This is a genomic window from Agromyces sp. GXS1127, assembly GCF_050565425.1.
Lineage (GTDB): Bacteria > Actinomycetota > Actinomycetes > Actinomycetales > Microbacteriaceae > Agromyces.
On sequence record NZ_JBOCIG010000004.1, the window covers coordinates 93362 to 107413 of the forward strand.

At 71.3% G+C, this 14052-nt stretch carries 8 protein-coding genes and 1 tRNA gene; 8 read left to right on the forward strand and 1 reads right to left on the reverse strand.

Features of this window, described 5'->3' with window-relative positions; all coding sequences use genetic code 11:
- The 6 genes from trpB (at position 1) to pyk (ending at position 10749) form a co-directional block, all read left to right on the forward strand.
- The gene (trpB, locus tag ACQ393_RS08460) at positions 1–1206 is read left to right on the forward strand and encodes a tryptophan synthase subunit beta (protein ID WP_430646392.1); all 1206 of its coding nucleotides are present in this window, start codon (positions 1–3) and stop codon (positions 1204–1206) included.
- Positions 1203–1988, forward strand: a complete 786-nt coding sequence (gene trpA, locus ACQ393_RS08465; protein ID WP_430646393.1) for a tryptophan synthase subunit alpha — start codon at positions 1203–1205, stop codon at positions 1986–1988. Before trpB ends, trpA begins: the two co-directional genes overlap by 4 nt.
- An 88-nt stretch (positions 1989–2076) precedes the next feature.
- Positions 2077–3066, forward strand: a complete 990-nt coding sequence (lgt, locus tag ACQ393_RS08470; protein ID WP_430646394.1) for a prolipoprotein diacylglyceryl transferase — start codon at positions 2077–2079, stop codon at positions 3064–3066.
- Positions 3067–3232: 166 nt separating this feature from the next.
- Entirely contained in the window at positions 3233–7756 is a 4524-nt protein-coding gene (gene gltB / locus ACQ393_RS08475; RefSeq protein ID WP_430646711.1) for a glutamate synthase large subunit, read from the forward strand.
- Between the two features lie 50 nt (positions 7757–7806).
- Positions 7807–9264: a glutamate synthase subunit beta gene (locus tag ACQ393_RS08480; RefSeq protein WP_430646395.1), complete on the forward strand. Its 1458-nt coding sequence runs from the start codon at positions 7807–7809 to the stop codon at positions 9262–9264.
- Between the two features lie 69 nt (positions 9265–9333).
- Positions 9334–10749 carry a pyruvate kinase gene (gene pyk / locus ACQ393_RS08485; protein ID WP_430646396.1) on the forward strand — a complete coding sequence of 472 codons (1416 nt, stop codon included), beginning with the start codon at positions 9334–9336 and terminating at the stop codon, positions 10747–10749.
- A gap of 87 nt (positions 10750–10836) precedes the next feature.
- On the opposite strand, the gene ACQ393_RS08490 is transcribed toward pyk, so the two are convergent.
- Positions 10837–10922, reverse strand: a tRNA-Leu gene (locus tag ACQ393_RS08490).
- Between the two features lie 37 nt (positions 10923–10959).
- Here ACQ393_RS08490 and ACQ393_RS08495 point away from each other — a divergent pair.
- Positions 10960–11565 carry an ANTAR domain-containing response regulator gene (locus ACQ393_RS08495; protein ID WP_430646397.1) on the forward strand — a complete coding sequence of 202 codons (606 nt, stop codon included), beginning with the start codon at positions 10960–10962 and terminating at the stop codon, positions 11563–11565.
- Positions 11566–11660: 95 nt separating this feature from the next.
- On the forward strand, positions 11661–13997 hold the full coding sequence (ppsA, locus tag ACQ393_RS08500) for a phosphoenolpyruvate synthase (protein WP_430646398.1): 2337 nt from the start codon (positions 11661–11663) through the stop codon (positions 13995–13997).
- Positions 13998–14052 lie beyond the last annotated feature (55 nt).

Sequence of the window (14052 nt, forward strand, 5' to 3'; positions counted from 1 at the left end):
ATGGCCCTTCGTGCCCAGACCGGTCCCTACTTCGGCGAGTTCGGCGGGCGCTTCGTGCCCGAGTCGCTCGTCGCGGCGCTCGACGAGCTCTCCGAGGCGTACTCGCTGGCGAAGCTCGACCCGGCCTTCGCCGAGGAGCTCGCCGAGCTCGGTCGCAGCTACACCGGGCGTCCCTCGATCATCACCGAGGTGCCCCGCTTCGCGGAGCACGCCGGCGGCGCCCGCGTCATCCTGAAGCGGGAGGACCTGAACCACACCGGCTCGCACAAGATCAACAACGTGCTCGGCCAGGCGCTGCTCACCAAGCGGATCGGCAAGCGGCGCGTCATCGCCGAGACCGGTGCGGGCCAGCACGGCGTCGCGACCGCGACCGCGGCCGCCCTGTTCGGCCTCGACTGCACGATCTACATGGGCGAGGTCGACACCGAGCGCCAGGCGCTCAACGTCGCGCGCATGCGCCTGCTCGGCGCCGAGGTCATCGCGGTGAAGACCGGGTCGCGCACGCTGAAGGACGCGATCAACGACGCGATGCGCGACTGGGTCACCAACGTCGAGACGACGAACTACATCTTCGGCACGGTCGCCGGGCCGCACCCGTTCCCCGAGATGGTGCGCGACTTCCAGAAGATCGTCGGGGAGGAGGCGCGGCAGCAGGTGCTCGACCTCACCGGTGCGCTGCCGACCGCCGTCGCGGCGTGCGTCGGCGGCGGGTCGAACGCGATCGGCATCTTCCACGCCTTCCTCGACGACGCCGACGTGGCGCTCTACGGGTTCGAGGCGGGCGGCGAGGGCGTCGAGACGCCGCGCCACGCGGCGACCATCTCCAAAGGTCGCCCCGGCGTGCTCCACGGCGCGCGCAGCTACCTCCTGCAGGACGAGGACGGCCAGACGATCGAGTCGCACTCGATCTCCGCCGGCCTCGACTATCCGGGCGTCGGCCCCGAGCACTCCTGGCTCGCCGCGCTCGGTCGGGCGACCTACCGGGCGGTGACGGACGACGCGGCCATGCAGGCCCTGCGCCTGCTCACGCGCACCGAGGGCATCATCCCGGCGATCGAGTCCGCGCACGCCCTCGCGGGGGCGATCGAGCTCGGCAACGAGCTCGGCCGTGACGCGGTGATCCTCGTGAACCTCTCCGGCCGCGGCGACAAGGACATGGACACGGCCGCCCGCTACTTCGGGCTGTACGACGGAGGCGACGAGTGAGGAACGTGGGCCCGCTCATCGCGCGTCGGAACGAGGAGGCCGCGGGGGCGCTGATCGGGTACCTGCCCGTCGGCTTCCCGACGCTCGACGAGAGCGTCGACGCCGCGGTCGCGCTCGTCGAGAACGGCGTCGACGTCCTCGAGCTCGGCCTGCCGTACTCCGATCCCGTCATGGACGGCACCGTCATCCAGGCCGCGACGCAGCAGGCCCTCGCGAACGGCTTCCGGCTCGCGCACGGCTTCGAGGCGGTGCGGCGCGTCACCGAGCGCGTCGACGCGCCGGTGCTCCTCATGACCTACTGGAATCCCGTCGTGCAGTACGGCGTCGACCGGTTCGCCGACGACCTCGCCGCGGCCGGGGGAGCCGGCCTCATCACGCCCGACCTCATCCCCGACGAGGCAGCCGACTGGATCGCGGCATCCGAGCGGACCGGGCTCGACCGCGTGTTCCTCGCGGCGCCGACCTCGACCGACGCGCGGCTCAGCGCCACGATCGACGCGAGCCGCGGATTCGTCTACGCGGTCTCGACCATGGGCATCACCGGGGCACGCAGCGACGTGGACCGCGCGGCGCGCGCACTGGTCGAACGGCTCACCGAGGCAGGCTCGCCGGCCAGCTGCGTCGGCGTCGGCATCTCGACGGCCGCGCAGGTCGCCGAGGTGCTGGAGTACGCCGAGGGCGCGATCGTCGGGTCGGCGCTCGTGAAGGCGCTCGCCGACGGCGGCGTCGACGCGGTCGGCGCGCTCGCGGCCGAGCTCGCGCGCGGTACCGCCCGACGGTGAGCGCGCGGCACCGCCCGACAGTGAAGTAGTCTCGACGGGGCCGTCCCGACGGCGCACCCCGCAGCATCGACGAAAGGCAGAGCCCGGCGTGATCGCACCGCTCAGCATCCCGAGCCCCGACCCCGAGTGGCGCACGCTCGAGATCCCCGTCTTCGGGTTGACGCTCAACATCCAGATGTACGCGCTGTGCATCCTCGCGGGCATCATCCTGGCCACGATCATCACCTCGCGCCGCCTCACCAAGCGCGGCGCGGAGCCGGGCATCGTGCTCGACGTCGTCCTGTGGGCGGTTCCGCTCGGCATCATCGGCGCCCGGCTGTACCACGTGCTGACGCATCCCGACGACTACTTCGCCGGTCAGGAGTGGTGGAAGGTCTTCGCGATCTGGGAGGGCGGCAATGCCATCTACGGCTCGCTCATCGGCGGCGCGATCGGCGTCATCATCGCGTGCCGCCTGACCGGGCTCCGCTTCTGGTCGTTCGCCGACGCGCTCGCGCCCGGCCTCCTCGTCGCCCAGGCGGTCGGCCGCCTCGGCAACTGGTTCAACCACGAGCTCTTCGGCTGGCCGACCGACCTGCCGTGGGGCCTGGAGATCTCCTCCGACAACCCCGCCTTCCCCTCCGGCCTGCCCGACGGCACGCTCTTCCACCCCACGTTCCTCTACGAGATCGTGTGGAACCTCCTCGGCGTCGTCGTCCTGCTCGGCCTCGAGCGCGTCTTCCGGCTCCGCTGGGGCAAGATGTTCGGCGCCTACCTCATCTGGTACGGCGCGGGGCGCGCGGTCTTCGAGACCATCCGCGTCGATCCGAGCGAGATGTTCCTCGGCATCCGCTCGAACGTCTGGGCCTCCTTCGCGGCGATCCTCATCGGCATCGTGATCATCATCGTCCAGAGCCGTCGCCACACCGGCGTCGAGCCGAGCGTGTACCGCGAGGGACGTGAATGGGTGCCCGCCGACGCTGAGGTAGACTCGGACGACACCGAGTCCGACTCCGACTCTCTCGACGATGGCGTCGAGGGCGAGAACGCACACGGCGAGCCGGCTGCCACAAGCTCGAGCCGCTCGGCCTCCGACTAGGAGCCACGCCCCAACCGCGTTCTGCACCGCTGCGCCGCACCTCGCGCCGCGAATCCTCCATCGTGGGCCGACGACGTCCCCGTTGCCACCGAGATACCGAGGACGGTCCAACGTGTCGCTTCCCCTTCCCCACTCCAGGTTCGGTCTGACGCCGCCCGCCCAGGGCATGTACGACCCAGCCGCAGAGAAGGACGCCTGCGGGCTCGCCATGGTCGCGACCCTGCGCGGCAGCGCCGGGCATGACATCATCACGGCGGCCCTCGATGCGCTGCGGAACCTCGAGCACCGCGGTGCGGTCGGCTCCGACGCCGGCACCGGCGACGGCGCGGGCATCATCACGCAGGTGCCCGACGCGTTCCTCCGCGAGGTCGTCGACTTCCCGCTGCCCGAGGCCGGGGCGTACGCGGTCGGCAACGCCTTCCTGCCCGTCGACCCGACCGCCCGGAGCCAGGTCAAGCAGCAGCTGCGTCGCATCGCGGCGGCCGAGGGCCTCGAGGTCATCGGATGGCGCGAGGTGCCGGTCCGTCCGGAGGAGCTCGGCACGCTGGCACGGGCCGCCATGCCGGTCGTCCAGCAGCTGTACGTGACGAGTTCGGCGACGACCTCCGAGGGCGCCCGCGTCACGGGCATCGCACTCGACCGCCTCACCTTCCGCCTGCGGAAGCGGGCCGAGCGCGAACTCGAGCTCTACTTCGCCTCGCTGTCGAGCCGCACGCTCGTCTACAAGGGCATGGTCACGACCCTGCAGCTCGAGCCCTTCTACCCCGACCTCTCCGACGAGCGCTTCGCGTCGAAGCTCGCGCTCGTGCACTCGCGCTACTCGACGAACACGTTCCCCTCCTGGCCGCTCGCGCAGCCGTTCCGCATGATCGCGCACAACGGCGAGATCAACACCATCCAGGGCAACCGCAACTGGATGCGCGCACGCCAGTCGCAGCTCGAGTCCGACGTGCTCGGCGACCTCGGCCCGGTGTCACCGATCGTCACCCCCGGCGCGAGCGACTCGGCCTCGTTCGACGAGGTCGTCGAGCTGCTCACGCTCGCCGGGCGCAGCCTGCCGCACGCCGTCATGATGATGGTCCCCGAGGCGTGGGAGAAGCAGGCCGAGATCGACCCGGCGCGCCGGGCGTTCTACGACTACCACTCGATGCTCATGGAGCCGTGGGACGGCCCGGCGGCGATCGTGTTCACCGACGGCACGCTCGTCGGCGCGACGCTCGACCGCAACGGGCTGCGGCCCGGACGCTACCTCGTCACCGACGACGGCCTCGTCGTGCTCGCGAGCGAGATCGGCGTCATCGACCTTCCGCAGAAGCGCGTCGTCCGGAAGGGCCGGCTGCAGCCGGGCCGGATGTTCCTCGTCGACACTGAGGCCGGCCGCCTGATCGAGGACGACGAGATCAAGGCCGAGCTCGCGGCATCCGCCCCCTGGCAGGAGTGGCTCGACGAGGGCCGCATCCGGCTGGCCGACCTGCCGGAGCGCGAGCACATCGTGCACCCGCCCGCGTCGGTCAACCGTCGCCAGCGCACCTTCGGCTACACCGAGGAGGAGGTGAAGATCCTCCTCGCCCCGATGGCGAAGGCCGGCCAGGAGCCGATCGGCGCAATGGGATCGGACACGCCGATCGCCGTGCTCTCGCAGCGACCGAGGCTCCTCTTCGACTACTTCACGCAGCAGTTCGCCCAGGTGACGAACCCGCCGCTCGACTCGATCCGCGAGCAGGTCGTCACGTCGCTGTCGACCTCGCTCGGCCCGGAGCGCAACCTGCTGACCGCCGGGCCCGAGCACGCCCGGCAGGTCTCGCTGGACTTCCCGGTCATCGACAACGACCAGCTCGCGAAGGTCGTGCACATGACCGCGCCGTCCGGTGCGCGCGCCGCCCGCACCCTGCGCGGCCTCTACCGCGTGGACGAGGGCGACGCGGGCCTGCGCGCGCGCCTCGACGAGCTCTGCCGCGAGGTCGACGAGGCGATCGAGGAGGGCGCCTCGTTCATCGTGCTGAGCGACCGCGACACGACGAAGGACCTCGCGCCGATCCCGTCGCTGCTGATGCTGTCGGCCGTGCACCACCACCTGATCCGCTCCGAGACCCGGATGAAGGTCGGGCTCGTCGTCGAGGCGGGCGACGTCCGCGAGGTGCACCACGTGGCGCTCCTCATCGGATACGGCGCGTCCGCCGTCAACCCGTACCTCGCGATGGAGACGTGCGAGGAGCTCGTCCGCTCCGGCGTCCTCACCGGGGTGACGCCCGAGCAGGCCGTCCGCAACGTCATCACCGCCCTCGGCAAGGGCGTGCTGAAGATCATGTCGAAGATGGGCATCTCGACCATCGCGTCGTACGCGGGCGCCCAGGCGTTCGAGGCGGTCGGCCTCTCGCAGGAGTTCATCGACGAGTACTTCACCGGCACCACGTCGAAGCTCGGCGGCGTCGGCATCGACGTCATCGCGGCCGAGAACCGGTCGCGGCACGCCGTGGCGTACCCGGCGGATGTCGCGGTGCGCGCGCACGAGCGCCTCCAGACCGGCGGCGAGTACCAGTGGCGCCGCGACGGCTCGCCGCACCTCTTCAACCCCGAGACGGTGTTCCGCCTGCAGCACTCGACCCGGAACCGCCGCTACGACGTGTTCCGCGAGTACACGGGCATGGTCGACTCGCAGGCAGAGCAGCTCATGACGCTCCGCGGCATGTTCGCGCTCCGCACCGGCGTGCGCGCGGCCGTGCCGATCGACGAGGTCGAGCCCGTCGAATCGATCGTGAAGCGCTTCTCCACCGGTGCGATGAGCTACGGCTCGATCTCGAAGGAGGCGCACGAGACCCTCGCGATCGCCATGAACCGACTCGGCGCGAAGTCGAACACCGGCGAGGGCGGCGAGGACCTCGACCGCCTGCTCGACCCCGAGCGGCGCAGCGCGATCAAGCAGGTGGCGTCGGGGCGCTTCGGCGTCACGAGCATGTACCTGACGCACGCCGACGACATCCAGATCAAGCTCGCCCAGGGCGCCAAGCCCGGCGAGGGCGGTCAGCTGCCGCCGACGAAGGTGTACCCGTGGGTCGCCCGCACGAGGCACGCGACGGCGGGCGTCGGGCTGATCTCGCCGCCGCCGCACCACGACATCTACTCGATCGAAGACCTGAAGCAGCTGATCTTCGACCTCAAGCGCGCCAACCCGGGTGCTCGCGTGCACGTGAAGCTCGTGAGCCAGTCGGGCATCGGCGCGGTCGCCGCGGGCACCGCGAAGGCGCTCGCCGACGTCATCCTGGTCTCCGGGCACGACGGCGGCACCGGCGCCAGCCCGCTGAACTCGCTGAAGCACGCCGGCACGCCCTGGGAGCTCGGCCTCGCCGAGACCCAGCAGACGCTCATGCTGAACGGCATGCGCGACCGCGTCGTCGTGCAGGTCGACGGCCAGCTGAAGACCGGCCGCGACGTGGTCATCGGCGCCCTGCTCGGCGCCGAGGAGTTCGGGTTCGCGACGGCCCCGCTCGTCGTCGAGGGCTGCGTCATGATGCGCGTGTGCCACCTCGACACCTGTCCGGTCGGCGTCGCCACGCAGAACCCCGAGCTGCGCAAGCGCTTCACGGGCAAGCCCGAGTTCGTCGTGAACTTCTTCGAGTTCATCGCGCAGGAGGTGCGCGAGTACCTCGCCCAGCTCGGCTACCGCTCGCTCGACGAGATCATCGGGCGGCGCGAGCTGCTCGACGTGGAGCGCGCCGTGCGGCACTGGAAGGCCTCCGGCCTCGACCTCACGCCCGTGCTCGTCGGTCCGGACTTCTCGGACTCGGAGCCGCGACGCAACGGCCGCCCGCAGGACCACGAGCTCGAGGAGCACTTCGACAACGAGCTCATCCGGCGCAGCGCGCTGGTGCTCGAGCAGGGTGGCCGCGTCGAGATCGAACTGCCGATCCGGAACACCGAGCGCGCCGTCGGCACGATGCTCGGCCACGAGGTCACGGTGCGCCATGGCGCGCAGGGACTGCCCGAGGGCTCGATCGACGTGACGCTGACCGGCAGCGCCGGCCAGTCGTTCGGCGCCTTCCTGCCGGGCGGCATCCGGCTGCGCCTCGAGGGCGACTCCAACGACTACGTCGGCAAGGGACTGTCGGGCGGGCAGATCATCGTGCGCCCGTCGCGCGAGGCCGGGTTCGTCGCGGAGCGCAACGTGATCGCGGGCAACGTGATCGGCTACGGCGCGACCCAGGGCAGCATGTTCATCCGCGGCATCGTGGGGGAGCGCTTCCTCGTGCGCAACTCGGGTGCGACGGCCGTCGTCGAGGGCGTGGGGGACCACGCGCTCGAGTACATGACCGGCGGGCTCGCGCTCATCCTCGGCGCGACCGGGCGCAACCTGGGCGCCGGCATGTCGGGCGGCACGGCCTACGTGCTCGACCTCTCCGAGGCGAAGGTCAACCGCGAGTCGCTCTCGAGCGGCGAGCTCGAACTCCTCGGGCTCGGCAGCGCCGACCACGAGATCGTCCGCGACCTGCTCGAGCAGCACCTCGCGCACACGGATTCCGCCGTCGCCGCGACGCTCCTCGCCGAGGGGGATGCCGCGCTCGACCGCTTCACGAAGGTGCTGCCGCGCGACTACGCGGCGGTCCTCCGCACCAGGCAGAGCGCCGTCGACGAGGGACTCGACCCCGACGGCGACGTGGTGTGGAGCCGCATCCTGGAGGTGACCGGTGGCTGAGCGCGACACGCACGGCCGAGCGGTCCCGATCGACAGCATGGAGGTGACGGGTGGCTGACCCGAAGGGCTTTCTGAAGGTCACCGAGCGGGAGCTTCCCAAGCGTCGCCCCGTCCCGGTGCGCATCATGGACTGGAAAGAGGTCTACGAGCCTGGCGACTCCGCCCAGCTCCGCCGCCAGGCCGGGCGCTGCATGGACTGCGGCATCCCGTTCTGCCATCAGGGGTGCCCGCTCGGGAACCTGATCCCCGAGTGGAACGACCTCATGTGGCGCGGCGAGGGTCGCGCGGCGATCGAGCGACTCCACGCGACGAACAACTTCCCCGAGTTCACGGGGCGGCTGTGTCCGGCGCCCTGCGAGTCGGCGTGCGTGCTCGGCATCAACCAGCCGGCCGTGACGATCAAGCAGGTCGAGGTCTCGATTATCGACCAGGCCTTCGGCAGCGGATGGGTGCAGCCGCAGCCTCCGGGCCGCCTCACCGGCAAGACCGTCGCCGTCGTCGGCTCCGGTCCCGCGGGCCTCGCGGCCGCGCAGCAGCTGACCCGGGCGGGGCACACCGTCGCCGTGTACGAGCGCGACGACCGCATCGGCGGCCTGCTGCGCTACGGCATCCCCGACTTCAAGATGGAGAAGAAGCACCTCGAGCAGCGGCTCGCGCAGATGACGGCCGAGGGCACCCGCTTCCGCGCGGGCGTCGAGATCGGCGTCGACCTGTCGTGGGACGAGCTGCGTCGCCGGTACGACGCCGTCGTGGTCGCGACGGGCGCCCTCGTGCCGCGAGACCTGCCGATCCCGGGTCGGGACCTGCCGGGCGTGCACTTCGCCATGGAGTACCTCACCCAGTCGAACCGCGTGATCGCAGGCGACGACGTGTTCGACCAGATCAGCGCGGAGGGCAAGCACGTCGTGGTCCTCGGCGGCGGCGACACCGGCGCCGACTGCATCGGCACGGCGCACCGCCAGGGAGCGCTGTCGGTCACCAACCTCGCGATCGGCAAGCAGCCGAGCCCCACGCGGAGCGAGGAGCAGCCGTGGCCGATGCACCCGACGCTGTTCGAGGTGCAGAGCGCGCACGAGGAGGGCGGCCAGCGGCAGTACCTCGCCTCCACGGTCGAGTTCCTCGCGAACGACGCGGGCCAGGTCCGCGCCATCCGCGTCGCAGAGACCGAGTACCTCGACGGTCGCCGCGTTCCCAAGGCGGGCACCGAGCGCGAGATCCCGGCCGACCTGGTGCTGCTCGCTCTCGGGTTCACCGGGCCCGAGACCGAGGCCGCCGCCGACCAGCTCGCGCTCCGTGCCACCGACCGCGGCAACTTCGCCCGCGAGGCCGACTACGCGACCGACGAGCCCGGCGTGTTCGTCGCCGGCGACGCCGGTCGCGGGCAGTCGCTGATCGTCTGGGCGATCGCCGAGGGCCGGGCTGCGGCGGCATCCGTCGACCGGTACCTTGAAGGTGAGACGCAGCTGCCGAGCCCCATCCCCGCGACGGCGCGAGCCTTCGCCGTGTGACCGGCGCCGCCGGCGCCTGCTGACCCCGTATCCAGCGCTTCGGCGCGTAACCCCTGGAGCACACACCACATGAGAAGAGCGAAGATGGTCGCCACCCTCGGGCCGGCGACATCGAGCTATGAACAGATCCGCGCGATCGTCGACGCGGGCGTCGACGTGGCCAGAATGAACCTGAGCCACGGCAGCTACGACGTGCACGAGGGCGTCTACCAGAACGTCCGGAAGGCGGCGAACGACTCGGGTCGCGCTGTGGCCGTGCTCGTCGACCTCCAGGGGCCGAAGATCCGACTCGGCAAGTTCGCCGACGGGCCGCACGAACTCGCCGAGGGCGACATCTTCAAGATCACGACCGAGGACGTCCTCGGGACGAAGGAACTCGTCGGCACGACGTTCAAGGGCCTGCCCCACGACGTCGAGGCCGGCGACCACCTCCTCATCGACGACGGCAAGGTGCGCGTCGAGGTGGTCGAGACGGATGGCACGGTCGTGACGACCAAGGTCGTCGTCGCCGGGCCCGTCTCCAACAACAAGGGCATCAACCTGCCCGGCGTCGCGGTGAACGTGCCCGCACTGTCGGAGAAGGACGAGGCCGACCTCCGCTGGGCCCTGAAGCTCGGCGCCGACATCATCGCGCTCTCGTTCGTCCGCAATGCGGCCGACATCGACCGCGTGCACCAGATCATGGCCGAGGAGGGCCGGCGCCTGCCGGTGATCGCCAAGATCGAGAAGCCGCAGGCGGTCGAGGCGCTCGAGGAGATCATCGAGGCGTTCGACGGGATCATGGTCGCCCGCGGCGACCTCGGCGTCGAACTGCCGCTCGAGGCCGTGCCCATCGTGCAGAAGCGGGCGATCGAGATCGCCCGCCGCCTGGCCAAGCCGGTCATCGTCGCGACGCAGATGCTCGAGTCGATGACCCACGCGCCGGTGCCGACGCGCGCCGAGACCTCCGACGTCGCCAACGCCATCCTCGACGGCGCCGACGCGGTCATGCTCTCCGGCGAGACGAGCGTGGGCGAGTACCCGGTGCAGACCGTGAAGACCATGGCCCGCATCATCGAGTCGACCGAGCAGCACGGCCTGCACCGTATCGCCCCGCTCGGGACGAAGCCGCGCACCCAGGCCGGCGCGATCACGCTCGCCGCGGTCGAGGTCGCCGACTTCGTCGAGGCGAAGTACCTCTGCGTCTTCACCGAGACGGGCGAGTCCGTGCGCCGGATGTCGCGCCTGCGCAGCATCATCCCCATCCTCGCGTTCACGCCGTATCCCGAGATCCGCCGCCGCATGGCGCTGAACTGGGGCGTCGAGTCGTTCGTCGTCGAGCGAGTCACCCACACCGACCAGATGGTCGGCCAGGTCGACGAGGTGCTCGCGAAGACGGGCAAGGCCGAGGCCGGCGAGAAGGTCGTCATCATCTCGGGATCGCCTCCCGGGATCCCCGGCACCACGAACGACGTGCGCGTGCACGTGGTCGGCGAGGTGCTCTGACCCGGGTGTTCCACGACGGCCCGGTCGCATCGCGCGGCCGGGCCGTCGCCGTACCCGGACGGTGCCCGCGTCCGCATCGGAGTGAGGTGGTGCCGGTGGTGGGGGTCGAACCCACACGCCCTCTCGGGCAAAGCATTTTGAGTGCTCCGCGTCTGCCATTCCGCCACACCGGCCTCAGGGCCTCGGCCAGAATACCGTAGGCTTTTCAGCGTGACAGACACCGAAGACACCCAGCCTGCCCCGCGCCGCGTCGTCGTCGCGGAGGACGAGTCGCTCATCCGCCTCGACATCGTCGAGATCCTGCGCGACAACGGCTTCGAGGTGGTCGGCGAGGCCGGAGACGGCGAGACTGCGGTCCAGCTCGCGACCGAGCTGCGACCCGACCTCGTGATCATGGACGTGAAGATGCCGCAGCTCGACGGCATCTCGGCGGCGGAGCGGCTCTCGAAGGGCCACATCGCCCCCGTCGTGCTGCTGACGGCATTCAGCCAGCGCGAACTGGTCGAGCGGGCGAGCGAGGCGGGCGCGCTGGCGTACGTCGTCAAGCCGTTCACGCCGAACGACCTGCTTCCGGCGATCGAGATCGCCCTGGCCCGCCACGCGCAGATCATCGCACTCGAGGCGGAGGTCGGCGACCTCGTCGAGCGCTTCGAGACGCGCAAGCTCGTCGACCGGGCCAAAGGCCTGCTGAACGAGAAGATGGGCCTCACCGAGCCCGAGGCGTTCCGCTGGATCCAGAAGGCCTCCATGGACCGCCGCCTGACGATGAAGGACGTCTCGCAGGCCATCATCGAGCAGCTCGCCCCCAAGAAGTAGGCCCTCCGGCCCTACGCGGGCGGGACCGCGCGGGGGAGTGTGTGTGTATCCCGGACCGGGTCGGTCCGGTTCCGTCGGCAACGAGGGGTGCGCACATGCTGCACGACGCGACGTCCAAGCTGGTCAGCCGGTTCGAGGAGGTCCACCTCGGCGACGCCCCGACCGTGGGCGGCAAGGGGGCGAACCTCGGCGAGATGACCTCCGCCGGGCTGCCGATCCCGCCGGGGTTCGTGGTGACCGCCGAGGCGTACCTCCGAGCGGTCGCGGCGGCCGGCGTCCGGCAGGACCTGCTCGAGCGGTTCCGAGCGGCGGTCGCGCTGGTCGACGATCCCGCGGCGCTCTCCGCGGCCGCGGCCGCGCTCCGCGACACCGTCGCCGCGATCCCGGTGCCCGGCGAGGTGCGGGCGGCGATCCTCGACGAGTACCACCGCCTGGGCGACGGAATCGCCGTGGCCGTGCGCTCGTCGGCCACGTCCGAGGACGCCGAGGGGACCTCGTTCGCGGGCATGCACGAGACGTACAACAACGTCGTCGGCGACGATGCGGTCATCGCACGGGTCCGCGACTGCTGGGCCTCGCTGTACGGCGACCGCGTCATCTCCTACCGGGCGAGCCAGCGGATGGACGAGGAGCCGGAATTGGCCGTCGTCGTGCAGGCGCAGGTGCCGTCCGATCGATCCGGCGTGATGTTCACGGTCGACCCGTCGACCGGTGCCCGTGACCGCCTCGTGATCGAGGCTGCACTCGGCCTGGGCGAGGTCGTCGTGTCCGGCGCCGTGGAGCCGGACACCTACCTCGTCGCGAAGGACGGCCCCCGTCTCATCTCCGTGCGAGTCGGTCGGCAGTCGCACCGGCTCGTGCCGGGCGCGGACGGCACCGTCGCGCGCGAGGAACTCGGCGGCGCCCAGGCGGACGCGCGGGTGCTGAGCGATGACGAGGTGCTCGAGGTCGCCGCGCTCGGACTCCGGGTCGAGTCGCACTACGGCGAACCGCAGGACACCGAGTGGGCATACTCGGGCGGGCGCCTGTGGATGCTGCAGTCGCGGCCGGTCACGACGCTCGGCGGCGGTGCCGCGACGGCGGACGCGACGGGTGGCGCTGCGTCCGCCGGATCCGCGCCGCCCGGCACCGTGCTGTTGCGCGGCCTCGCCGCCGCACCCGGACGGGTCTCCGGGCGGGTCCGCATCCTCGAGGGCCCGGAGGACGGCGGCCAGTTGCAGGTCGGCGAGATCCTCGTCGCGCCGATGACGAATCCGGACTGGGTGCCGACCATGCGCCGCGCCGCCGCGGTCGTCACCGACGGCGGCGGGATGACCTGCCACGCCGCGATCGTGGCCCGCGAGCTCGGCGTCCCCGCGGTGGTCGGCGCGCGGTCGGCGACCACCGTGCTGCGCGACGGGGAGCTCGTGACGGTCGACGGGGCGAAGGGCGAGGTCGTCGAGGGGGGCGAGGGCGCGCCATCCGTCGCAGCGAGCACCGCCGCCGTCTCGGTGCCGGCCGGCGCCGCGGCCGCCGCCCCGCCGCTCGCGACGAAGCTGTACGTGAACCTGGCGATCGCCGCACGCGCGGCGGACGTCGCGGCGCTCGACGTCGACGGCGTCGGGCTGCTCCGCGCGGAGTTCATGATCACGGATGCGCTCGGCGGGCTGCATCCGAGGGAGATGCTCGCGCGCGGCCTGCGGGAGGAGTTCCTCCGACGGATGACCGGATCGCTGCTCGAGGTCACGCGCGCGTTCGGGAACCGCCCGGTGGTGTACCGCACGATCGACTTCCGCACCAACGAGTTCCGGGGACTCGAGGGCGGCGATCGCTTCGAGCCGCAGGAGAGCAACCCGATGATCGGCTATCGAGGTGCGTACCGGTACGTGCAGGAGCCCGAGCTCTTCACGCTCGAGCTCGAGCTGCTCGCCCGGGTCCGCGAGGAGACCCCGAACCTGCACGTGATGCTGCCGTTCGTCCGGACCCGGTGGGAGCTCGAGGCGTGCCTCGAGCTCGTCGACGCGAGTCCGCTCGGGCGGCAGCGCGGACTGCGGCGGTGGGTCATGGCCGAGGTGCCGTCGATCGTCTACCGGATCCCGGAATATGCCGCGATGGGCATCGACGGGGTCTCGATCGGCTCGAACGACCTCACCCAGCTCATGCTGGGCGTCGATCGGGACTCCGAGATCTGCGCCGAGCTGTTCGACGAGTCCGACGCCGCGGTGCTCGATGCCATCGAGCGCATCGTCGGCGCGTGTCGGGAGGCCGGCATCACCTCGTCGCTGTGCGGCCAGGCGCCGTCGAACGACCCCGCGTTCGCCGAGCACCTCGTGCGGTTCGGCATCGACTCGATCTCGGTGAACCCGGATGCGGCGGAGCGCACGCGTCGCGCCGTCGCGACGGCCGAGCGGCGGATCCTGCTCGACGCGGCGAGGCGGCCGGCGGCCGGCTGATCGCCGCGCCGAACGGCGGCGGCACGGTCTCCCGCGCGGAATCGCGTGTCGGAGG

Excerpts from the sequence above, each read along its gene's own strand:
- trpB (WP_430646392.1), top strand. The coding sequence starts at position 1 with ATGGCCCTTCGTGCCCAGACCGGTCCCTACTTCGGCGAGTTCGGCGGG.
- gltB (WP_430646711.1), top strand. The coding sequence starts at position 3,233 with ATGTACGACCCAGCCGCAGAGAAGGACGCCTGCGGGCTCGCCATGGTC.
- pyk (WP_430646396.1), top strand. The coding sequence starts at position 9,334 with ATGAGAAGAGCGAAGATGGTCGCCACCCTCGGGCCGGCGACATCGAGC.
- ppsA (WP_430646398.1), top strand. The coding sequence starts at position 11,661 with ATGCTGCACGACGCGACGTCCAAGCTGGTCAGCCGGTTCGAGGAGGTC.